Annotated in this window: 19 protein-coding genes and 1 tRNA gene; 12 read left to right on the top strand and 8 right to left on the bottom strand. The window is 75.4% G+C overall.

Annotated features, from left to right (window positions below):
- Positions 1-67: 67 nt before the first annotated feature.
- A complete protein-coding gene (locus ACI78T_RS05625) occupies positions 68-736 on the top strand; it encodes a MucR family transcriptional regulator (RefSeq protein WP_456557099.1) in 669 nt (222 codons plus the stop codon).
- Positions 737-768: 32 nt separating this feature from the next.
- Here the strand turns inward: ACI78T_RS05625 and disA are convergent, their stop codons facing one another.
- The 3 genes from disA to ACI78T_RS05610 form a co-directional block, all read right to left on the bottom strand.
- Positions 769-1854, bottom strand: a complete 1086-nt coding sequence (gene disA, locus ACI78T_RS05620; protein ID WP_142027640.1) for a DNA integrity scanning diadenylate cyclase DisA — start codon at positions 1852-1854, stop codon at positions 769-771.
- Between the two features lie 121 nt (positions 1855-1975).
- Positions 1976-3340 (bottom strand): DNA repair protein RadA, encoded by a 1365-nt coding sequence (gene radA, locus ACI78T_RS05615; RefSeq protein WP_456557098.1) that lies wholly within the window; start codon positions 3338-3340, stop codon positions 1976-1978.
- Between the two features lie 57 nt (positions 3341-3397).
- Positions 3398-4081, bottom strand: coding sequence for a hypothetical protein (locus ACI78T_RS05610; RefSeq protein WP_456557097.1), 684 nt, complete (start codon positions 4079-4081; stop codon positions 3398-3400).
- 200 nt (positions 4082-4281) lie between these two features.
- Between ACI78T_RS05610 and ACI78T_RS05605 the strand changes: the two genes are divergently transcribed.
- The 3 genes from ACI78T_RS05605 to ACI78T_RS05595 are packed head-to-tail and all read left to right on the top strand — an operon-like array spanning position 4282 to position 7469.
- Positions 4282-4872 (top strand): RNA polymerase sigma factor, encoded by a 591-nt coding sequence (locus tag ACI78T_RS05605; protein ID WP_456557096.1) that lies wholly within the window; start codon positions 4282-4284, stop codon positions 4870-4872.
- 10 nt (positions 4873-4882) lie between these two features.
- On the top strand, positions 4883-5854 hold the full coding sequence (locus ACI78T_RS05600) for a hypothetical protein (RefSeq protein WP_456557095.1): 972 nt from the start codon (positions 4883-4885) through the stop codon (positions 5852-5854).
- A 37-nt stretch (positions 5855-5891) separates the two neighbouring features.
- Positions 5892-7469 (top strand): cryptochrome/photolyase family protein, encoded by a 1578-nt coding sequence (locus tag ACI78T_RS05595; RefSeq protein ID WP_456557094.1) that lies wholly within the window; start codon positions 5892-5894, stop codon positions 7467-7469.
- Position 7470: 1 nt separating this feature from the next.
- Here ACI78T_RS05595 and ACI78T_RS05590 read toward each other — a convergent pair whose 3' ends face one another.
- A complete protein-coding gene (locus ACI78T_RS05590; RefSeq protein WP_456557093.1) occupies positions 7471-8277 on the bottom strand; it encodes a UbiA family prenyltransferase in 807 nt (268 codons plus the stop codon).
- A 172-nt stretch (positions 8278-8449) separates the two neighbouring features.
- Here ACI78T_RS05590 and ACI78T_RS05585 point away from each other — a divergent pair, with 172 nt between their 5' ends.
- From ACI78T_RS05585 to rlmB, 5 genes are read left to right on the top strand one after another with little or no spacing between them, the layout of a single operon-like run.
- Positions 8450-8932 carry a CarD family transcriptional regulator gene (locus ACI78T_RS05585; protein ID WP_026857724.1) on the top strand — a complete coding sequence of 161 codons (483 nt, stop codon included), beginning with the start codon at positions 8450-8452 and terminating at the stop codon, positions 8930-8932.
- Positions 8933-8979: 47 nt separating this feature from the next.
- Positions 8980-9642 carry a 2-C-methyl-D-erythritol 4-phosphate cytidylyltransferase gene (gene ispD, locus ACI78T_RS05580; protein WP_456557092.1) on the top strand — a complete coding sequence of 221 codons (663 nt, stop codon included), beginning with the start codon at positions 8980-8982 and terminating at the stop codon, positions 9640-9642.
- Positions 9639-10145, top strand: a complete 507-nt coding sequence (ispF, locus tag ACI78T_RS05575) for a 2-C-methyl-D-erythritol 2,4-cyclodiphosphate synthase (protein WP_456557091.1) — start codon at positions 9639-9641, stop codon at positions 10143-10145. The genes ispD and ispF overlap by 4 nt, the downstream gene beginning before the upstream one ends.
- A 25-nt stretch (positions 10146-10170) precedes the next feature.
- Entirely contained in the window at positions 10171-11571 is a 1401-nt protein-coding gene (cysS, locus tag ACI78T_RS05570; RefSeq protein WP_456557090.1) for a cysteine--tRNA ligase, read from the top strand.
- Positions 11553-12530, top strand: coding sequence for a 23S rRNA (guanosine(2251)-2'-O)-methyltransferase RlmB (gene rlmB, locus ACI78T_RS05565; RefSeq protein ID WP_456557089.1), 978 nt, complete (start codon positions 11553-11555; stop codon positions 12528-12530). The genes cysS and rlmB overlap by 19 nt, the downstream gene beginning before the upstream one ends.
- Positions 12531-12639: 109 nt before the next feature.
- On the opposite strand, the gene ACI78T_RS05560 is transcribed toward rlmB, so the two are convergent.
- The 4 genes from ACI78T_RS05560 to ACI78T_RS05545 all read right to left on the bottom strand — a co-directional run bounded on the left by ACI78T_RS05560 (position 12640) and on the right by ACI78T_RS05545 (position 17141).
- On the bottom strand, positions 12640-13914 hold the full coding sequence (locus ACI78T_RS05560) for a DUF445 domain-containing protein (RefSeq protein ID WP_456557088.1): 1275 nt from the start codon (positions 13912-13914) through the stop codon (positions 12640-12642).
- Between the two features lie 46 nt (positions 13915-13960).
- On the bottom strand, positions 13961-15307 hold the full coding sequence (locus ACI78T_RS05555) for a trypsin-like peptidase domain-containing protein (RefSeq protein ID WP_456557087.1): 1347 nt from the start codon (positions 15305-15307) through the stop codon (positions 13961-13963).
- 103 nt (positions 15308-15410) lie between these two features.
- On the bottom strand, positions 15411-16178 hold the full coding sequence (locus ACI78T_RS05550; RefSeq protein WP_456557086.1) for an ABC transporter permease: 768 nt from the start codon (positions 16176-16178) through the stop codon (positions 15411-15413).
- Between the two features lie 54 nt (positions 16179-16232).
- The gene (locus tag ACI78T_RS05545) at positions 16233-17141 is read right to left on the bottom strand and encodes a universal stress protein (RefSeq protein ID WP_456557085.1); all 909 of its coding nucleotides are present in this window, start codon (positions 17139-17141) and stop codon (positions 16233-16235) included.
- Between the two features lie 149 nt (positions 17142-17290).
- Here ACI78T_RS05545 and ACI78T_RS05540 point away from each other — a divergent pair, with 149 nt between their 5' ends.
- From ACI78T_RS05540 to ACI78T_RS05530, 3 genes are all read left to right on the top strand, one after another.
- On the top strand, positions 17291-18001 hold the full coding sequence (locus tag ACI78T_RS05540) for a hypothetical protein (RefSeq protein ID WP_456557084.1): 711 nt from the start codon (positions 17291-17293) through the stop codon (positions 17999-18001).
- Between the two features lie 75 nt (positions 18002-18076).
- Positions 18077-18149 (top strand) — tRNA-Thr (locus ACI78T_RS05535).
- 89 nt (positions 18150-18238) lie between these two features.
- On the top strand, positions 18239-21004 hold the full coding sequence (locus ACI78T_RS05530) for a helix-turn-helix transcriptional regulator (RefSeq protein WP_456557083.1): 2766 nt from the start codon (positions 18239-18241) through the stop codon (positions 21002-21004).
- The last annotated feature ends 16 nt before the right edge of the window (positions 21005-21020 follow it).

The following is a 21020-nucleotide window of genomic DNA, read 5'->3' as shown; positions in this document are numbered from 1 at the left end:
TCTGCCGTCCGCCGGGAGCGGCGTGCCGAGCCGACCCGCCCCGAGGCCGCCCACTACCGTTCCAGGCGTGTGGCACCCGGTCGGCGAGCTGCCCTCGCACGTCTACTGGCGTCGCCGGGCCGTCGTGCTGGTCGTGCTGCTGGCGGTCCTGGGTGGCGCGGGATGGCTGGGCTTCACCCTGCTCGTGAACCGGGACGGGGGGAACGCCGCGGCGTCGGACGCGACCGTCCCGGAGCCGGCCCTGGAGCGCGTGGTCCCGTCGCTGAGCGCCGTCGCGACACCCGATCCGCCGCCCGTGGCGGCGACCGCGGCCGAGACGGCCGCCCCTGCTCCGGCACCGGCCGCGGGTGGGCCCTGCACCGACGACATGCTGGGCCTGGAGGTGCGTGCCCCCGCGAGCGCCGCCGTGGGCAGCAAGCCGACCTTCGAGCTGGCCGTCGCGAACCTCTCGGCGGTGCCCTGCGTTCGGGCGCTCGACAAGGGGCTGCAGGAGATCCTCCTGCTCGACACGGCCGGCAACCGGGTGTGGGGCAGCAACGACTGCTTCCCGGAGGCCAGCAGCGACCTGCGCACCCTCGCGCCCGGCGAGGTGGTCTCGATGGCGCTGGTCTGGGGTGGGCTCACCAGCGAGCCCAGCTGCACGGCGCCGCGGGACACCCCCGCGCCCGGCACGTACGTGCTGCGCGGCCGGCTGGACACCAAGGTGTCGGCGGACGCGACGCTCACCCTCGGCTGAGCGGACCGGGGCTCAGCCGTCGCCGCGGGCGGTCAGCTGTAGCGGTCGAGGATCGAGGTCTCGGCGAGCCGCGACAGGCCCTCGCGGATGCCCCGGGCGCGGGCCTCCCCGACGCCCTCGACGGCGAGCAGGTCCTCGATGGTGGCTGCGAGCAGCTTCTGCAGGCCGCCGAAGTGGTCGACCAACCGGTCGATGATCCCCGACGGCAGCCGCGGCACCCGGTTGAGCAGCCGGTAACCACGCGGGCTGACGGGGGAGTCGAGGGCATCCGGCGACGTGGGCAGCCCGTAGCAGCGGGCGACGGCCGACAGGTCGAGCAGCTCGGTGGCGGTGAGGGCCCGCAGGTCGGTGAGCACCTGGTCGATCGTCCGGGGACGACGCCCGCCGCCGGGCAGGTAGTCGCGGACCAGCAGCCCGCGGTCCTCCTCGACGCCGGCCAGCATCTCGTCCAGCTGCAGCGCGAGCAGGCGGCCGTCGGTACCCAGCTCGACGACGAAGCCCTCGATCTCGTCGGCGATGCGCCGCACCATCTCCAGGCGCTGGCTGACGCTCATCGCGTCGCGCACCGTCACGAGGTCCTCGATCTCGAGCGCGGACAGCGTGCTGGCCACCTCGTCGAGGCGCAGCTTGTAGCGCTCCAGGGCGGCCAGGGCCTGGTTGGCGCGCGCCAGGATCGTCGTCGGGTGCTCGAGCGTGTACCGCCGGCCGGCGACGTAGACGCTGATGATGTGCATCGACTGGCTCACCGAGATCACCGGGAAGCCGGTCTGCAGGGCCACGCGCTCGGCCGTCCGGTGCCGGGTGCCCGACTCCTCGGTGGGGATCGTCGGGTCGGGCATCAGGTGCACGCCGGCCCGCACGATCCGGGTGCCGTCGTAGGAGACGATCACCGCGCCGTCCATCTTGGCCAGCTCGCGGAGCCGGGTGGCAGACAGCGCCACGTCGAGGGCGAAGCCGCCGGTGCACAGCGACTCGACCACGCGGTCGTAGCCGAGGACGATGAGGGCGCCGGTGCGACCGGCCAGGATGCGCTCCAGACCGTCGCGCAGCGCCGTCCCCGGGGCGATTCGGCCGAGGAGCTCGCGCAACGCGACCTCGGGGTCCACCTCGGTGGGCACGAGCGCTCCTGACGGTCGAAATGCTGCTGGCGGCTGAGTCTACGTGCCCGCACCGTGCGGGGTCCCTGCTCGGGTCCCGCCCAGCGCCGGAATCGGCACGCTGAAACGAGACTCTAGAGAGCTAGAACAGGCGGTGGAAGGCGGCGCCCAGGTCCGGGACCTCGATCAGGCGCATCCCGGGAGGGGCGGCGCCGGCGTCCGGTGGCACCAGCGCCGTCCGGTAGCCCTGTCGGGCCGCCTCCGCGAGGCGCCGGCCGGCTCCGCCGACGCGGCGGATCTCGCCGGACAGGCCCACCTCGCCGAGCGCCACCATCCCCTCGGGCAGCGCGCGGTCCTTGGCGGCCGAGGCGATCGCCAGGGCCAGCGCCAGGTCGGCTGCCGGCTCGCCGATGCGGACACCACCCACGGACGCGGCGAAGACGTCGGCGTCGGCGAGCTTCACCCCGCCCCGGCGCTCCACGACGGCGTTCACCATCGCGACCCGCTGCGAGTCCAGGCCGCTCACCGCCCGGCGAGGGGAGCCGCCCCCGCTCGAGCCGGCCACCAGCGCCTGCACCTCGGCCAGGAGCGGGCGGCTGCCCTCCATCGTCACGGTGACGCAGCTGCCGGGCACCGGCGCGGTGCGGCGGGACACGAACAGCGCGGAGGGGTCGGGCACGCCCACCACCCCTGCGTCGCCGATCTCGAAGCAGCCGATCTCGTCGGCCGGGCCGAAGCGGTTCTTCACCGCGCGGATGAGGCGCAGCGTGGAGTGCCGCTCGCCGTCGAAGGAGATGACGACGTCGACGAGGTGCTCGAGGGTGCGCGGGCCGGCGATGGCGCCGTCCTTGGTGACGTGGCCGACCAGGATCGTCGTCATCCCGCGCGCCTTCGAGACGGCGGTGAGCGCGCCGGCCACGGCGCGGACCTGGGTCGCCCCGCCGTCCGTGCCCTCACCGGGGGAGCGGACGGTCTGGACGCTGTCGAGGATCAGCAGCGTGGGGTTCACCTGCTCGATGTGCGCCAGGACCGCCGACAGCTCGGTCTCGGCGGCCAGGTAGAGCCGTTCGTGCAGCGCACCGATGCGCTCGGCGCGCAGCCGCACCTGGCCGGCGGACTCCTCGCCGGAGACCACGAGTGCGGGGCCGTTGCCCGCGGCGACCCGGTGCGCCACCTCGAGCAGCAGCGTGGACTTGCCGACGCCGGGTTCGCCCGCCACGAGCAGGACGCCGCCCGGCACGAGACCGCCGCCCAGCACGCGGTCGAACTCGGTGATGCCGGTGGGCACGGCGCGCGCGCCGGCCAGCTCCACCTGCGCGATCGGGCGGGCCGGCGCGGTGACGGGGCCCGCGGCGACGGCGCGGAGGGCGGCTGCCGGGGCGCCGAACTCCTCGACGGTGCCCCAGGCCTGGCACTCGGGGCAGCGACCGACCCACTTGGCGGAGGCGTAGCCGCACTCGGTGCAGCGGTGGGCGGGACGGGCGGATTTCACTCCAGCGGGCGGCACGCCGCGACGCTAACCCGGGGGGACGACAGTTCCCGGGACCCGGGACGGAGGAGCGGGTTACTCCCCGCCGGTCTCCTCCTCGGCGGACTCCCGCTCGCGCGCGGTGTCCTCGGTGCCCTCCTCCGAGCCACCTTCCTCGTGGTGGAAGTCGAAGGCCTCGCCGCGCTCCTCGACGTCCTCGGGGTTGGCGACGGTGACCAGGACGGTCACGTCGCCGGCGTTCTCGAAGGACAGGGTGACCTCGAGGTACTGCCCGACGTTCAGGTCCTCGTCGAGGTCGGTGAGGGTGATGGACGCCGCGTCGCCGTCGACGAAGACGGTCGTGTCCGACGGGATCTCGATCTCGTCCGAGGTGGCGCTGGACCCCGTGCCGGTGGCGGTCGAGCCGCCCGTGCCCGTGCTGCTGCCGCTGTTGGCGCCGGTCTCGGGCGAGCCCGTGCTCTCGATCTCGGCGTCGCCGAAGCCCTCGCCGTCGACCCCGACGAGCGTGTCGGCCTCCTGGCCGCCGTTGACGATGGCGAGCGTCATCTCCGCGTCGTCGCCCGCCTCGTAGCCGGCGCCGCCCCGGGGGCTCTCGAGCTCGACGGCGCGGACGGTGATGTCACCGACCTGGGCCATGGCGCCGACCTTGTCGCGCTCCTGCGTGTTGGTCTGCGTGACCTGTCCCGCGCTGCACGCGGACAGCGCCAAGGGGGACAGGAGCAGCACGCCCGCAGTGGCGGCGCCCAGCGCGCGGTTCACAGCCGTCGACCTCCACACAGCTTCCTCCGCCACCGGGATCGGTGACGCGGGTCGACCGGAGCCTAACGGGCACCCCGGGTGCTCCGCCCGGAGGGAAGGCCGGACGCCCTCGCGTCGCCGTCCCCGCGCCACGGTGGGTGCGGTGGGCGGGCCCGGCTGCCGATCAGGAGGGGGACGACGGGACGACGCGAAGGGGAGCGATGAGCACCGGGCTGCCGTTCGACGACGTGCTGGCCGCCGCCCAGGCCGGAGCCGCGTGGGCCTTCGAGACCCTCTACCGCGATCTCGCGCCGTCGGTCACCGGCTACCTCCGGCTGCACGGCGCCACCGAGCCGGACGACCTGGCCAGCGAGACCTTCATCGGGGTGTTCACCGGCCTGGCCGGCTTCCGGGGGGACGAGGCCGCGCTGCGCGCCTGGGTGTTCACCATCGCCCACCGCAGGCTGGTGGACGACTGGCGGCGGCGCGGACGGCGTCCGCAGACGGTCGACGACCCGGGCGACCTGTCGGCTCACCTCGGCGGTGACGTCGAGGACGACGCGCTGGACCGGATCGGGGCGGACGCCGTCGAGCGGCTGTGCGCGGGGCTGCCCGGCGACCAGCGGGCGGTTCTGCTGCTGCGCATCCTGGCCGACCTGACCGTCGACCAGGTCGCCCAGGTCATGGGCCGTTCGGTGGCCTCGGTGAAGGCCCTCCAACGGCGCGGCCTGCGCGCGCTCAGGGCGGAACTGGAGAACTCCTCCGAGCGGGTGGGCGTCGCCGCGCACCCTTTTCCGGCTTCCCGGCGATGACGGAGGCGAGATGACCACAGCAGCAGACGATCCCGCCGTCGAGGACGCCTTCGAGGCCTACCTCGCCGGCCGGCCCGTGCCCGACGAGGGAGCCGCCCTGGCGTCCTTCGCCGGGGCGGTGCGCGCGACGGCGACCCGGCCGGGTCGCCCGAACGCGGCCCTCGCCGAACTGCTCGCCACCGGTCTTCTCGCCGACCAGTCGAGCCCGTCCGCCCGGACGGCCAGATCGGACGGGAGCGCGCCCTCGCGGCGGGCCGCCCGCATCCGGAACCGGAGACGTTTCGCCATGCTCTTCCCCGCACTCCTCGCCAAGGTCGCCTCCGCCGGTGCCGTCGCCCAGGCCACCGCCGGTGCGGGCGCCGTCGTCGTCGCCGTGACCGGCGCCGGCATCGTCGGCGTGCTGCCCGACCCCGTGCAGGACAGCGTGGCGTCCGTCGTCGAGACGATCACGCCGCTCGACATCGAGGGTGGCGACGAGACCGCCGACGTCACCGTCCAGGACGACGAGGGCACCCCGGACGCCGCCAGCATCCCGACGGCGGTCGCCACCACGACGCCCGCGGAACCGTCCGCCGACGCGTTCGACGCCGAGGCGTGGGCGGACAAGGGCCCGGCCGAGGGGCAGTCCTTCGGGTCCTGGGTCAGCGAGGGCGCCCAGAACAAGGCGGCCCTCGAGGCCGCGGCCGCCCTCCGGGGCGACGAGGGCTTCCGGTTCGGGCAGCTGGTCCGGACCTGGGCGCAGCAGAAGCACGTCGACCTCGCGGAGGTGGAGGTCGACGGCGTGGAGCTCGAGGAGCTGATCGAGACCGAGCCGACCACCGCTCCCGCGGTCGCGGAGCCGACCACGGCTCCCGCCCAGCCGACCGCGACGACCGAGTCCGGCAACCGCGGGAGCGGCAAGGGCACCGGGAACGCCGGTGGCCACGGCGGTGGCAACGGGGGCGGCAGCGGCGGCTCCGGCAAGGGGAACGGCCGCAACTGAGTCGCGCCGCCGCACCGCCCACCCCACGATGGGGCCGGTGGCGGCGAGCGCGGACGAGCAGGGTGGAGGGCCGGGACCGCACGACGCGGACCCGGCCCTCGCCGATTTCCCGAACCGGGCACCAGGGACGCGGCGCTGGTGCTTCGCCGACCAGCTCGGCCCGCACTTCCTCGACGAGCCGGACCAGCCGGTCCTGCTGATCGAGTCCCGCGCCGTGCTGGCCCGCCGGCGGTTCCACCGCCAGAAGGCGCACCTCGTCCTGTCGGCCCTGCGGCACCGCGCCGCGGAGCTGGGGGACCGGGCGGAGTTCCACCAGGTCGGCACCTACGCCGAGGTGCTGGACCGGGTGGCCGGACCGCTGAGCGTCTGCGCGCCGACCTCGTGGCGGAGCCGGGACTTCGTGCTGGCACGACGGGACGTGCGGGTCCTGGCCGCTCGCGGCTTCGTCACCACCCAGGCGGAGTTCGCCGCCTGGGCCGACGGCCGGGGGAGGCGGCGCCTGCTCATGGAGGACTTCTACCGGGAGTCCCGCCGCCGCCACGACGTCCTGATGACCGGCGCCGAGCCGGTGGGCGGCCGCTGGAACCTCGACGCCGAGAACCGCGAGCCGCCACCGGCAGACGGCCGGATCGGCGTCCCGGACCCGTGGTGGCCGGAGGAGGACGAGATCGACGAGGAGGTGCGCGCGGACCTCGACCGGTGGGAGGCCGACGGCGACGTCTCCTTCGTCGGGGACGACGGCCCGCGCCTGTTCCCGGTCACGCGCGCGGAGGCGCTGCACCGGCTGGAGGACTTCCTGCAGCACCGGCTCGGTGCCTTCGGGCCGCACGAGGACGCGATGCTGGCGGGCGACCGCTGGCTCGCCCACTCCCTGCTGTCGCCCGCCCTGAACCTGGGCCTGCTCGATCCGCTGGAGGTGGTGGTCGCGACGGAGCAGAGCGCCCGGGACCGCGCCGCCGCGGGCGACCTGCTGCCGCTCAACAGCGTCGAGGGCTTCGTCCGGCAGGTCATGGGCTGGCGCGACTACATCTGGCACATGTACTGGCACCTGGGCCGCGACTTCCGGCAGGCGAACTTCCTGCAGGCTGGCGCACGGGTGCCGGACTGGCTGGCCGGTCTCGACGACGCGGCGGTGGACGCCGCGTGCCTGTCCGACGTGCTCGGCGACCTGCGCCGGGACGGCTGGGTGCACCACATCCCGCGCCTGATGGTGCTCGGTAACTACGCGCTGCAGCGGGGGATCGACCCCTCGGCGATGACCGACTGGTTCCACGAGAGCTTCGTGGACGGCTACGAGTGGGTGATGGTCGCCAACGTCGTCGGCATGAGCCAGCACGCCGACGGCGGGGCGCTGGCCACCAAGCCCTACGCCGCCGGAGGCGCCTACATCGACCGGATGAGCGACTACTGCGGCGGCTGCCGCTACGACCCGCGGAAGCGGCTCGGCGAGGACGCCTGCCCCTACACCGCCGGTTACTGGGCCTTCCTCGACCGCACCAGGGAACGGCTGGCCGGCAACCACCGCATGCGCCGGCCGTTGCAGGGGCTCGACCGCCTCCGCGACCTCCCCGCCGTCGTCGAGCAGGAGCGGCTCCGGGGCACCGACGCCCCCTGAGTCAGGTCAGCGCCGCGCCCCCGGCAAGCAGCAGCACGACGTCGAGCACGGTCAGCAGCATGACCGCGGGGAAGGCCAGCCGCCGGAACCGGGCGCTGCCGGCCAGCGCGGCGACGACGACGGCCGGCACGGCCACCACGAGGACGGCGATCCCGAGCCCGGTCGGTGCGCCCTCGGGGCCCAGCGCCAGCACCAGGGAGGCGCCGAAGAGCAGTGCCGCCCCGAGGACGGCGGACGGCACGGCGCCCAGGCGGTGGGGGAGGCCGCGGACGCCGGTCGCCAGGTCGTCCTCCAGGTCGGGTGCGACGTTGGCCAGGTGGGCGGCAGCGCCCAGCGCGCCACCGGCGGTGACCAGCCACCAGGGCGCCAGCGGTGTCCCGGGCGCGGCGGCGACCACGCCCGCGGGCAGGGCGCCGAAACCGGTCACGTACGGCACCACCGACACCGCCGTGCGCTTCAGCCCGGCGTTGTAGGCCCACCCGCTGGCCACCAGGACGAGCAGCAGCACCCCGGGCACCACGCCGAGCAGCAGCGACAGGACGACCGCCAGGACCACCGAGACGAGGGCCGCCGAGCGCAGCAGCGAGGGGGTCACGGCGCCCTGGACGACCGGCTTGTCGGCGCGCGCGACGGTGCGGTCGCGGTCGGCGTCGAGCCAGTCGTTGCTCCAGCCGATGGACGCCTGACCTGCGAGGACGGCCGCGCACAGCAGCACCACGCGCCCCACGGGCACTCCGGCCGCGACCCCCAGCAGGGTGGCCACGGTGGTCACCGCGAGGGCCGGCCCGGCGTGGGTCGCGAGGACCATGGCCCGCACGGTGGAGGCCGTGACGCGACCGCGCAGAGGCACATCGGGCACGCTCTGTCAACCCCTCTCCCGTACCTCGTCAGGCCGCTGACCTGCATATTTACTGCCCGGAGCCGATCCGTTGGTCAGTCTGCCGTGGTAGTCTGGAGTCAGCGAAAGGGGTCACATCCACATGGGCTTCACTGTCGGCGAGACCGTCGTCTATCCGCACCACGGTGCCGCGCTGATCGAGGCGATCGAGCAGCGGACCATCAAGGGCGTCGAGAAGGCCTACCTCGTGCTGAAGGTCGCCCAGGGCGACCTGACCGTGCGCGTTCCGGCTGACAACGCAGAGATCGTCGGCGTCCGCGACGTCGTGGGCCAGGAAGGCCTGAACCGGGTCTTCGAGGTGCTGCGCGCCCCGCACACCGAGGAGCCGACCAACTGGTCGCGGCGCTACAAGGCCAACCTCGAGAAGCTGGCCTCGGGTGACGTGAACAAGGTCGCCGAGGTCGTGCGCGACCTCTGGCGTCGTGACAAGGACCGCGGCCTCTCGGCCGGCGAGAAGCGCATGCTCTCCAAGGCCCGCCAGATCCTGGTCAGCGAGCTCGCGCTCGCCGAGGGCACGAACGAGGACAAGGCCGAGGTCCTCCTCGACGAGGTCCTCGCCAGCTGAGCTCCGGCTCGGTTCCTGCTCCACCCAGAGACACCCAGACCACTCCCGTGCACGCTGTCGGCATCGTCGCAGCGGCCGGGAGTGGTCTGCGTCTGGGGGCTGATCTGCCCAAGGCCCTCGTGCTCCTCGCGGGCCGGCCCCTCGTCGCCTGGTCGGTCGACGCCCTCCGTGCCGGAGGGGTCGGCGAGATCGTCGTGACCATCCCGTCCGGCTGCCGGGCCGCCTTCGCCGCCGCGCTGCCCGCCGACGTCCGCCTCGTCGAGGGCGGCGCGAGCCGGACGGCGTCCGTCCGGGCCGGGCTCGACGCCGCGGCGCCGGGCGCCGACGTCGTCCTCGTGCACGACGCCGCCCGTCCGCTCACCCCACCCGACCTGGTCCGCCGCGTCCTGGCCGCCGTGGCCGACGGCCACCCGGCGGTCGTCCCGGTGCTGCCGGTCGTCGACACCACGGTCGTCGTGGACGACGACGGCGTGATCACCGACGCCCCGCCGCGGTCGGCGCTCCGCCGGGTGCAGACACCGCAGGGTTTCGACCGCGCCGTCCTGGCCTCGGCGTACGCGGCCCTCGCCAGCGATGCCGACCTGACCGACGACGCCGCCGTCGTCCGCGCCGCCGGCGTCCCGGTGCGCACGGTGGCCGGCGACGAGCGGGCCGCGAAGGTGACGGTGGCGCACGACCTCGCCGTCGCCGAGGGGCAGGTGAACCGGTGACCCCGCTGCCCCGCGTGGGGATCGGCACCGACGTCCACCCGATCGAGCGGGGACGTGCGTGCCGGCTCGCCGGCCTCGACTGGCCCGGCGCCGACGGCTGCGCCGGGCACTCCGACGGCGACGTGGTGGCGCACGCGCTGACCGACGCGCTCCTGTCGGCCGCCGGCCTGGGCGACATCGGCGGACTGCTCGGCACCGACGACCCGCGCTGGGCCGGGGCCGCGGGGGTCGCGGTCCTCGAGCACGTGCGCGACGTGCTGGCCGAGGCGGGCTGGACGATCGGCAACGCGTCGGTCCAGCTCGTCGCGAACACCCCGAAGCTCGGCCCGCGCCGCGCGGAGGCCGAGGCGGTCCTGTCCGAGGCGCTGGGTGCGCCGGTCAGCGTGGCCGCGACCACCACGGACGGGCTCGGGCTGACCGGCCGCGGCGAGGGCCGGGCCGCGATCGCGACGGCGCTCGTGGTCCGCACGGGGGAGGCCGGGCCCAGCGAGGCACGGCCCTGAGCGAGCGCTCCGTAGACTCCCCCCAGTGAGCCTCCGCCTGTACGACACGGCCGCCCGCGCGGTCCGCGACTTCACGCCCCTGCGTGCCGGTCAGGTCTCCGTCTACGTCTGCGGGCTCACCGTCCAGGGCCCGCCGCACATCGGCCACGTCCGCGCCGCGCTGGCGTTCGACGTGCTCCGCCGCTGGCTCATGACGTCGGGCTTCGAGGTGACCTACGTCCGGAACGTCACCGACATCGACGACAAGATCCTCGTCAAGGCCGTCGAGCACGACGTGCCGTGGTGGGCCTGGGCGTACGCGAACGAGCTGGCCTGCACCCGCGCCTACGACGTCCTCGGTGTCCTGCCGCCCACCTACGAGCCGCGGGCGACCGGTCACATCCCGGACATGGTCTCACTCATGGACCGCCTCATCGAGCGCGGGCACGCGTACGCCTCGGGCGGCGACGTCTACTTCGACGTCCGCTCCTTCCCCGAGTACGGGGCGCTGACCGGGCAGAAGCTCGGCGACATGCAGGCGGCCGCCGACACCGAGACCGACGAGCGCAAGCGCGACCCCCGCGACTTCGCCCTCTGGAAGGCCGCGAAGGAGTCAGAGCCGGAGACCGCTTCCTGGCCGACGCCCTGGGGCCGCGGCCGGCCCGGCTGGCACCTGGAGTGCTCGGCGATGGCGGAGCGGTTCCTCGGGCCGGACTTCGACATCCACGGCGGCGGGCTGGACCTCCGGTTCCCGCACCACGAGAACGAGCAGGCGCAGTCGCGGGCGGCCGGTCACGGCTTCGCGCGGTACTGGCTGCACAACGGCTGGGTGACCCTCGGCGGCGAGAAGATGAGCAAGTCGCTGGGCAACACGGCGCTGGTCGACGAGGTCGTGCGCCGGGTCCGCCCGATCGAGCTGCGCTACTACCTCATCGCGCCGCACTACCGGTCCACGATCGAGTTCACCGACGAGGCGCTGGCCGAGGCCGGCGTCGCCTTCCGCCGCATCGAGTCGTTCGTGAAGCGGGCCGCCGAGCGGGTCGGGGTCGACGCCGGTGCTCCGGTGCTCTGCGCCGAGTTCAGCGCCGCCCTCGACGACGACCTCGGCACCCCCGCCGCGATCGCGGCGATCCACGAGACGGTGCGCCAGGGCAACACCGCGCTCGCCGACGGCGACGACGGCGCGGTCGCCGGCGCCCTCGGGTCCGTCCGGGCGATGCTCGGCGTCCTGGGGCTCGACCCGCTCGACGCGACGTGGGCCGGCGGCTCGGACGACCGCCTCGCGCAGGCCACCGACGGTCTCGTCGCACTGGCGCTGGAGCAGCGGCAGGCGGCGCGCGCCCGCAAGGACTTCGCCGCGGCCGACGCGATCCGCGACCAGCTCACCGCCCTCGGCGTCTCCGTCGAGGACACCCCCCAGGGAACCCGATGGGAGCTGACCCGCTGATGGCCGGCAACAGCCAGCGCCGAGGCCGGAGCGACGGCGCAGGGAAGAAGCGGGCGACCGCCGGCACGGGCGGGAAGAACCGCCGCTCGCTCGCGGGCCGCGGTGCCACGCCGCCGGCCGCCGCCCGTCCCGGGCACCCCGCCCAGCGACGTGCCGCCGCCGAGGCGAAGGCCCGCGCCGAGCGGACCCGCGCCCGGCAGCGCGCCGAGGAGGCACCCGAGCTGCTGCTCGGCCGCAACCCCGTGGTCGAGGCGCTCCGCGCGCAGATCCCGGCGACCGCGCTGTACGTGGTCACCGGTGACACCGGCCGCACCACCGACGAGCGGATCACCGAGGCGCTGGCCCTGGCCGCCGACCGGGGTCTGCCGCTGCTCGAGGTGGGCAAGGCCGAGTTCGACCGGATGTCGCAGGGCGCCCTCCACCAGGGCATCGGCCTCCAGGTCCCGCCCTACGAGTACGCCCACCCCGAGGACCTGCTCGACGTCGCCCGCGACTCCGGGCGCGCTCCGCTGCTGGTCGCCCTGGACGGCGTCACGGACCCGCGCAACCTCGGCGCCGTCGTCCGGTCCGCGGCGGCCTTCGACGCACACGGCGTCGTCGTCCCCCAGCGCCGCTCGGTCGGCATGACCGCCTCCGCCTGGCGCACCAGCGCGGGCGCGGCGGCGCGGATCCCGGTCGCCCGTGCGGTCAACCTCGCCCGCGCCCTGGGCTCGTACCAGGAGTCGGGCCTGCAGACGGTGGGCCTGGCGGCCGACGGCGACGTGGACCTGCACGAGTACGACGGCTTCGCCGACCCGGTCTGCCTCGTCGTCGGGGCGGAGGGCGCCGGCCTGTCCCGGCTGGTGCGGGAGCGCTGCGACGTCGTCGTCCGCATCCCGATCGACCGCGACACCGAGTCGCTCAACGTCAGCGTCGCCGCCGGTATCGCCCTCTACGCAGCCGGAGCAGCCCGGCGATGACACTGCGACCCTCCGGGCCGCACCGCGGCCAAGAGCCGTCCCCCCGCTGAGCTGAGCCCCGGCGTCGCGCCTGCGCGGAGCCCTCCGGGCCCCACTCGGCGCGACAGGGCTACCCCAGCAGCTGGGCGATCGTGTAGATCACCAGCCCGGCGAGGCCGCCGACGACGGTGCCGTTGACCCGGATCCACTGCAGGTCTCGACCGACCTGGAGCTCGATGCGCCGGCTGGTCTCGTCGGTGTCCCAGCGGGCGACGGTGCTGCTGACCAGGTCGGCGAGGTCGCCGGAGAAGCGCTCCACCAGGTAGCCGGCGACGCGGTGGGTGTGCCGCTGCACGAGCTCGCGCACCGTGGGGTCGGTCTGCAGCAGCCGGGCGGCGTCGCCGATGAGGGCGGCGATCCGCGCGCGCAGCTCGGAGTCCGGGTCGGCGGCAGCAGCCAGGACGGCGTTCTTCGCGTTGGCCCACAGCGACCCCGACCAGGCACGGACCGCCGGGTGCTCGAGCAGCTCCTTCTTCAGGTCCTCGACGCGGGCCGCGGTGTCCGGGTCGGTGCGCAGGGCGTGCACGTAGGCGCGCAGGCGGGCGTCGTAGGAACGGCGCAGCTCGTGCCGCGGGTCGGCGCCGACCTCCTCCAGGAAGCCCTGCAGCCCGGCGAACACCCTGTCGAACACCCGGTCGTCCACCCAGTCGGGCACCCAGGCGGGGGAGGCGTCCCCCAGCTGCGCGCGGAAGACCAGGCGGTTCTCGTTGAGGAAGCGGGCCAGCAGCCGCAGCGCCGCCGACAGCACCTCCTGGTGCCGGTCGCCCTCGACGACGAGCTCGAGGATCCGGGCCAGCACCGGGGCGGCGGGCGTCTCGTGGGCCTTGCGGTCGACCAGCGAGGCGACGGCGGGCTGGAGGTCTTCGTCGCGCAGCAGGGAGGTGAGCGCGGTCAGCACGGCCGAGGCGTCACCGGCCAGCCGCTCGGCCCGGCCCGGTGCCGCGAGGAACCCGCCCAGCCGGCCGGGCACGTCGACGGTGGTCAGCTTCTCCTCGACGACGGCCCGGGTCAGGAAGTTCTCCTGCACGAAGGTGCCGAGGCTGGCGCCGATCTGGTCCTTCTTGCGCGGGATGATCGCCGTGTGCGGGATCGGCAGCCGCAGCGGGTGCCGGAAGAGCGCGGTGACGGCGAACCAGTCGGCCAGCGCGCCGACCATCGAGGCCTCGGCGGTGGCCCGGACGTAGCCGACCCACGCGCCGGCGTCCTCGCCCACGAGGACGCAGGCGAGGAAGACGGCGGCGGCGGCCAGGAACAGCCCGGTCGCCAGCCGCTTCATGCGGGCGAGGTCGCGGGCCCGCTCCGGATCGTCCAGCGAGCCGGCGAGGGGGGCGGTCAGGTCCGGCACCTCTAGGAGCCTAGGGACCGGGCCCGACCGCCACCGTCCGCGGGGCTCAGCTGGTGGACCCGAGCGTGACCTCGGCGGTCTGCGTCTGCTCACCGCGCCGGACCGTCAGCTCGACCGTCGCGCCGGGGGCCTGGCTGCGGACCGCGGCGGTCAGCTCGGTCGACGTCGTCACCGGGCGGTCGCCGACGGCGGTGATCACGTCGCCCTGCTGGAGCCCGGCGTCCGCCGCGGCGCTGCCCGGCTCGACGCTGACGATCTCGGCCCCGGTGCCGACGCCGGAGTTCTGGTCGTCCGCGGCGGTCTGCGCCCGGACGCCGAGGACGGCGCGGGTGGCCGAGCCGGTCTCGACGATCTCCTGCGCGATGCGCTTGGCCGTGTTGCTCGGGATCGCGAAGCCGACGCCGATGTTGCCGCTCTGCGACTGCGAGCCCGGCGCCCCGGAGGCCACGGTGGCGATGGCGGTGTTGATGCCGATCACCTCGCCGGCGCCGTTCACGAGCGCGCCGCCGGAGTTGCCCGGGTTGATCGCGGCGTCGGTCTGCAGCGCGTCGATGACCGTGGCGTCGTCCTGCGTGGAACCCGTGGCGACCGCGCGGTCGGTGGCGCTGATGATGCCGTCGGTGACGGTGTTCGACAGGCCGAGCGGGGCGCCAATCGCCACCGCGACGTCGCCGACCTGGACGTCGTCGGAGTCGGCGAAGGTGGCCGGGGTGAGCCCGTCGGCGCCCTCGAGGCGCAGGACGGCGATGTCGGAGGCCGGGTCGGTGCCGACGACGGTGGCGTCGTACAGCGTGCCGTCGGAGGTGCGCACCTGGACGTTCTCCGCGTCCCCGCCTTCGGCGACGACGTGGTTGTTGGTCACGACGTAGCCGTCCTCGGTCAGGACGACGCCGGAGCCGCTGCCCGACGCGGAGCTGCTGGTCACGTAGACGGTGACGACGCTGGGCGCGGCTTTCGCCGCGGCGGCCGTGGCGGTGGTCGCCGTCTCCGGGTCCTGGATGACGACGTTCTGCGCGGCGGCGTTGCCGCCCGACGCGCTCGCCGGGTCGTCGAACAGCGTCGCCACACCGGCTCCGGCGCCGCCGCCGATCAGGGCGCCGGCCACCAGGCCCGCCAGGCCGATCCGGAGCCGGCCCGCGCGGCGCGGCGCCGTGGTGGTCTCGGTCGCGGCGGGCGACTCGACGGTCGGCGCGGGGTAGCCCCCGTAGCCGGGGTAGGACGGCGGCTGCGGCGTCGTCGGGTGGGTGTGCGGCGCGGCCCAGGGGGACGTGCCGGAGGCGCCGTACCCGTAGGACGGCGTCGGGGCAGCGGGGTTCACCGCCTCGCCGGAGCGGGGCTCGGTCCCCGGGCCGGTGCCGGAACCCGGGGTGGTGGGGTGTCCGTGCTCAGTCACGTCGGTGTCCTCCTCGCGCGCAGCCGTTCGGCCGCGGATGCCTCCACTGTCGGATGGCGCTCTGGTGCAGCGCTGTGCACGCCCTGTGAGATTCCTGGACGGCTCACGCCGGCACTCCGTCGAGCAGTCGGCCGCGCGCGATCAGCTCCGTGACCGCCCAGACGGCGAGCACCTGGGCGGCCAGGAGCCCGATCAGCACGAGCAGCTGGGCCGCCCCCGCCTCGAGCGGGCTGCCGCCCCCGAGCAGGACGCCGACGAATGCCCCGGGGAGCGTCACCAGCCCCACCGTCCGCGTCTGGTCCAGCGGGGGCACGAGGGCGGTCGCCCCTGCCGGTCGCCCGACCAGCAGGACGGCGTCGCGGCGCGGCAGCCCCAGGGCGAGGGCGGCCTCGACCTCGCCGCGCCGGGCGGTCAGCTCGTCGCGCAGCCGTCGTCCGGCCAGGGACGTCGCGGTCATCGCGCCGCCGATCAGGATCCCGGCGATCGGGATCACCGCCTCACCGCGCAGCGGCACCGCGCCGCTGGCCAGGACGAGGGCGACGACGGGGAGGGCGCCCACGACGATCGGCAACCCGGCGGGCAGCGCCCGGCGGCTGTCCCGCAGCCCCGCCCCGGTGATCCGGCCGGCGGAGGTCACGGTCGCCACGGTGAGCATCAGCAGGACGAACAGGGCAGACAGCCACAGCGACCGCACGACCGCCAGCAGGACCGCGGACACCGCGGCCAGCTGCACGGTCGCCCGCACCGCGGCGACCAGGACCGGACGGTCCTGGCCCAACCCGGAGAGCCGTCCGCCGATGGCGGCGACCGCGGTCAGCACGACGAGGACGACGGCCAGCCGCGGCCCGAGGTCGACCACGGAGGCACCCACGGGGCGCCATCCTGCCGGGCGGGTGGTGGGTCCCCGGGGGGGTGGGGACGGCGGTCAGCCGAGCGCGACGATCTCCTCGCGCGGGTCGGTGCCCCTCCGGTGCACCGGCGGGATGAGCGCCAGCGGCGACGTGCAGTGCCGCATGAGCCGGAGGTGCGAGCCGTCGAGCTTCCGGTGCAGCAGGCTGCCGGACCCGGTGCTGATCACCAGCAGCGGCGTCGGGCACGTGGCCTGCAGGAGGTGGTCGGCGCCGATGTTCGGCATCTCGGTGCGGGTCACGGTCAGCTCGGGATAGCGCTCCCGCCACTGGTCGTCGTCGTCGACCCAGCTGGCGGCGTGCCGTCGGCTCGGGGCCCGGGTCTGGACCAGCGTCAGGTTCGTGCCGTTCGCCCGGGCGGACTCGGCGGCGAAGGTGGCCACTGCTTCGTCGTCCTGCCGGTCGCCGACGCCCAGCACCGCCACCGTCGGGCGCCCGGTCGGCTCCCCGGACCGCGAGCGGGGGATGAGGACCACGGGCTGCGGTGAGCGGGCGGCCACCCGGACCGCCACGTTGGCGAGCACCAGCTCGTCGGGCGCGCCCGTGGCCAGGCTGCCGAGGACGACGAGCTGGCCGGCCGCCGCCGCGCGCAGCAGCGCGTCGGTCGGGTCGCCGGGCACGACCTCGGTCGAGGCGCGGACGGCGGGGTCGGTGTGCCGAGCGACGGTGTAGGCCTGCGCGGTGATGCGCCGTGCCCGCGGCAGTTCGGGCGGTGGAGCGCCACCGCTGGGGGACCCGAGGTACGGGGCGGCGTGCAGCAGCCGCAGCGGGGCGTTGCGCCGCACCGCTTCCCGTGCGGCCCACCGCACGGCCCCGAGTCCCACCTCCGAACCGTCGATCCCGACCAGGATCTCGCGGGGGGAGCCGTCCTCCGGCGTCGCCGGGGCCGGTCCGCCGAGGGAAGCGGTGGGGGTCGAGGTCGTCATGGGGCACCTCCGGGTGTCGGCTGGGTCCGCCTGCCCCCGAGCGTCCTCGTCCTCGGCGCGGGAGGGAAGACCTCCCGCGCCTGTGTGCAACCGCGCGACGGGGCGGGTAGGGGAGGGGCTCTGTCCCACCGTCGCCCTGGAGGCCGACAGTGCCCGTCCGCGGACTCCTGGCCCGGCTGCTGCGGTGGCTGGGCGTGCTCTGCACCGGCGCCCTCGTCGTGCTGGGCGGGCTCGGCCTGCAACCGGCCGGACGGGTCGCGGTGGGGGTCGCCGGGCTGCTGGCCGCGTGCATCGCCGTCGGCATCACGCGGGACATCCCGCGGCGGGACCGCCGGCCGATCCTGGAGTCCGCCGTCCAGGCCGCCGCGTGGACCGTGGGTGGCCTGCTGGCGCTGGCCGGCCTGACGGTCCTGACCGGTGGCGTCGTCGCCGTCCTGATCGGTGTGCTGGCGCTGGCCGCATGGCTGCTCCTCCGGGCCGCTCGTTCCTCCCGGCGCCAGGGTCGCCCGCCCGCGCGCCCGTCCTGGTCGACGTCCGGGGCCGAGGTGCTGCGGCTCCCGGTGGAGCCCCCGCCCCCTGCGACGGCGACGGGATCGGCGAGCCTCTCCGCGCTCTCCACACCGGCCCTGGGCCGGGAGTGGATCCGCACGACCGCCGCCATGGGGGCACGGCTCAGCCCGGTCGAGCGCCAGGCGCTGGTCCGCCGGCGGGAGGAGACGCTCGACGAGCTCGAGCGCCGTGACCCGGCGGGCTTCGCGCGCTGGCTCGCCGAGGGGCCGGCCCTGGGCACCGATCCCGCCGACTACGTCCAGGGACGACCCGTGCAGGGAGACCCGGCCGCCGGCACCGACGCCGCCTGAGGCCGTCACCGGCCGAGGCCACCCGGTTGCCGACCGGGGTGGTCCCTATCCTTGTGCCGGGACTCGTTCCCGTCCGCCGACGTGGCGCAATTGGTAGCGCACCCGACTTGTAATCGGGCGGTTAGGGGTTCAAGTCCCCTCGTCGGCTCCGCATCGCCGTGCCCCGCACACGCCATCCGGTCCGGGAAGGGCCGGAAGAACCTGGACGACCCGCATCCGCGCAGGCAGGATGTCGGGGTGATCGGGGTGGGGGTCCCCTACGTCGGGCGGGCGCACCATCGGGCGACCGTCGCTGCTGCGTTCGCCGAACCCGGCCACATCGTCCTGATCTGCGGCGAGGCCGGCGTCGGCAAGTCCTCCCTCGTGGCCGCCGAGCGCGTCGGCGCCGTCACCGAGGTCGTCGAGGGCGCGTGCCTGCAGCTGGCCGGCCAGCCACTGCCCCTGGCTGCGCTCGAGATGATCTTCGACGCGCGGGGAGGCTGGCCGGACGCCTCGGACGCGGCGGAGCAGTCGGCCGAGGAGCGGCTGCGTGCGATCCGGCGCTGGGCCGACGCCCTGGCGCCGGCCGGTTCGCCGACCGCCACCACCATCGTCATCGACGACCTCCAGTGGGCCGACGAGACGACCTGCGACTTCCTCGTCTACCTGGCCGTCCAGGCGCGGCGGCGCGGGCTGAGCCTCGTGCTGACGCTGCGGGACGACGAGGACCCGCACCTGGCTCGGGTCCAGGAGGCGGTCGCCGAGCTCACCCGGCTCCCGGGGGCGACCTGCATGGAGCTGCAGCGGCTGGACCGCGAGGAGACCCGGCAGCTGGTCGCCGCGCTCACCGGGGACGACACCGTCGACGCCGACAGCTGGTACGAGCAGACCCAGGGTCACCCCTACCTGCTGGGAGAGCTGGTGAAGGACCCCGGCTCGCGACGGGTCACCGACATGCTGCTGGCGCGGGTGCGCCGCCTCGGTCCCGACGCCGCCGCCCTCGTCCGTGCCGCCGCCGTCTTCGGCCTGTGGGTGTCCGACGAGCACCTCTTCCGGGCCTCGGGGCTGCCGCCGGAGCGCTACGGGGCGGCGGTCCGCGAGGCCGTCGGCGCCGGCGTGCTCGTCGTCCAGGGCGCCGACTACGCGTTCCGGCACAGCCTCATGTGCGACGCGGTGCTCGGGCAGCTGCTCCCCTTCGAGCGACGCGACCTGCACGGCCGGGCGGCCCGCGCGCTGGCCGAGGACCGCTCGGACGACGTCGTGACGGCGGCCGCGGTGAGCGTGCACTGGGAGGCGGCCGGCGCGCAGCCGCAGGCAGCCGAGTGGAGCCTCCGGGCGGCGCGGAGCACCCGCCGGCTCAACGCGTATGCGGAGTCGTGGGCGCACTACCGGCGCGCCCTGCAGTTCGGGCGGCCGGACGGCGAGGGCGACCTGGACCTGGCCCTGGAGGCGGCCGGCGTCGCCCGGCTCGCCGGCGATCCCGCCGCCGCGGTCACCCTGCTGGACCAGGCGCTGCAGGACCCGCACATCCCCGCGCCGGATCGGGCGAGCGCGCTCGAACGGCTGGGCTGCTTCCTCTGGGAGGCCGGGCAGACCGGCCGCAGCCGGGCCGCGTACGCCCAGGCGGCCGAGGCGCTCGACGCCGAGGTGACCGCCTGCCACGCCCAGGTCTGGGGTGCTCAGGCGCGCGCGGCGTTCATCATGGCCGAGTTCGACGACGCCGTCCGGTACGCGGAGCGGTCGGTGGCCGCCGCCCGCCAGCACGGCACGACGGCGGTGCTCGCCGACGCCCTGACCACCCGGGGGGCGGCCGCGGCGTTCCGGGGAGACCCGTCCGGCCTCGACGTGATCCGCGAAGGAGTGCGGCTGGCGCGGGATGTCGAGGACCACGCGGTGCTGTGCCGCAGCTACGCGAACCTGATGATCGCCTACGAGTACTCCGGCATGCCGGCGGAGGCGTGCGCCGCCGCGCTCGAGGGGCTGCGCATCCTGCCGGAGTACGGCCTGGAGCTGGCGGTCGGCTCGGCGCTGGCCTGCAACGCGACCAACATGCTGCGCCGGCGCGGCCAGTACCGGCGCTGCGAGGAGGTGCTCGCGGAGCTGCTCGACGGGCGGGTCACGCAGGGCCAGGGGCTGCACCTGCACCTCGAGCGGGCCGAGCTGCGGCTGGCGACGGGCGACACCGCGGGCGCGCGCGCCAGCCTGGCCGCCGCCGACCCGCTGCGCGACGTCGACGAGCCGACCGTCGTCGCGGCGATCGCCACGGTGACCGCCGCGCTGCTGGCGCGGGAGGGGGACCACGCCGGGTGCCACCGCGTCGTCGCCGAGGCCCTCGACCGCCTGGCGCACACGCAGGACACGGCGTTCCGCACCGAGCTGCTGGTCATCGGGCTGCGCAACGAGGCCGATCGCCGCGGGCCCGTGCCCGGCCGCGCGGACCCCGCAGCGGAGGCACGCCTGGCGGCCCTGGAGGAGGAGCTCGACGGGCTGGCCCCGACCGACGACGACGACCAGGGGCAGGCGGCCGACCACCGGATGGCCCGGAACGAGCGGGACCGGGCTCGTGGCCAGGCGAGGGCGGAGGGCTGGGCGGCGTCGGTGGACCTGTGGCGGGCGGTCGACCGGCCGCTGGAGGAGGCGTACTGCCTGTTCCGGCAGGCCGAGTGCCACGTCGCGGAGAAGCGGCGCGACCGTGCGTCCGCCGCGGCGTCGGCGGCGAGGGAGATCGCGGATCGGCTGGGAGCCGCGCCGCTGCTGGGCGAGATCGACGCGTTGCTCGCCCGCACCCGCCTGTCCGCGGCGCCGGCGCCGCGCACCCCGGCCGAGGACCGGCCCTACGGGCTGACCGAACGGGAGCACGAGGTCTGGGAGATGCTCGGCACCGGGGCGACCAACCGGCAGATCGCCAGGAGCCTGTTCATCAGCGAGCGCACCGTCGGCGTCCACGTGTCCCGCGTCCTGCACAAGCTCCAGGTCAGCAACCGTGGACAAGCAGCGGCACTGGCCGCCAGAGTGGCCCGGTAACCCGGTTCCCACCTGC

The organism is Blastococcus sp. SYSU D00922, from assembly GCF_054050495.1.
Note: the sequence above shows the minus strand (reverse complement) of the source record. Positions and strands in the feature narration are given on the sequence as shown.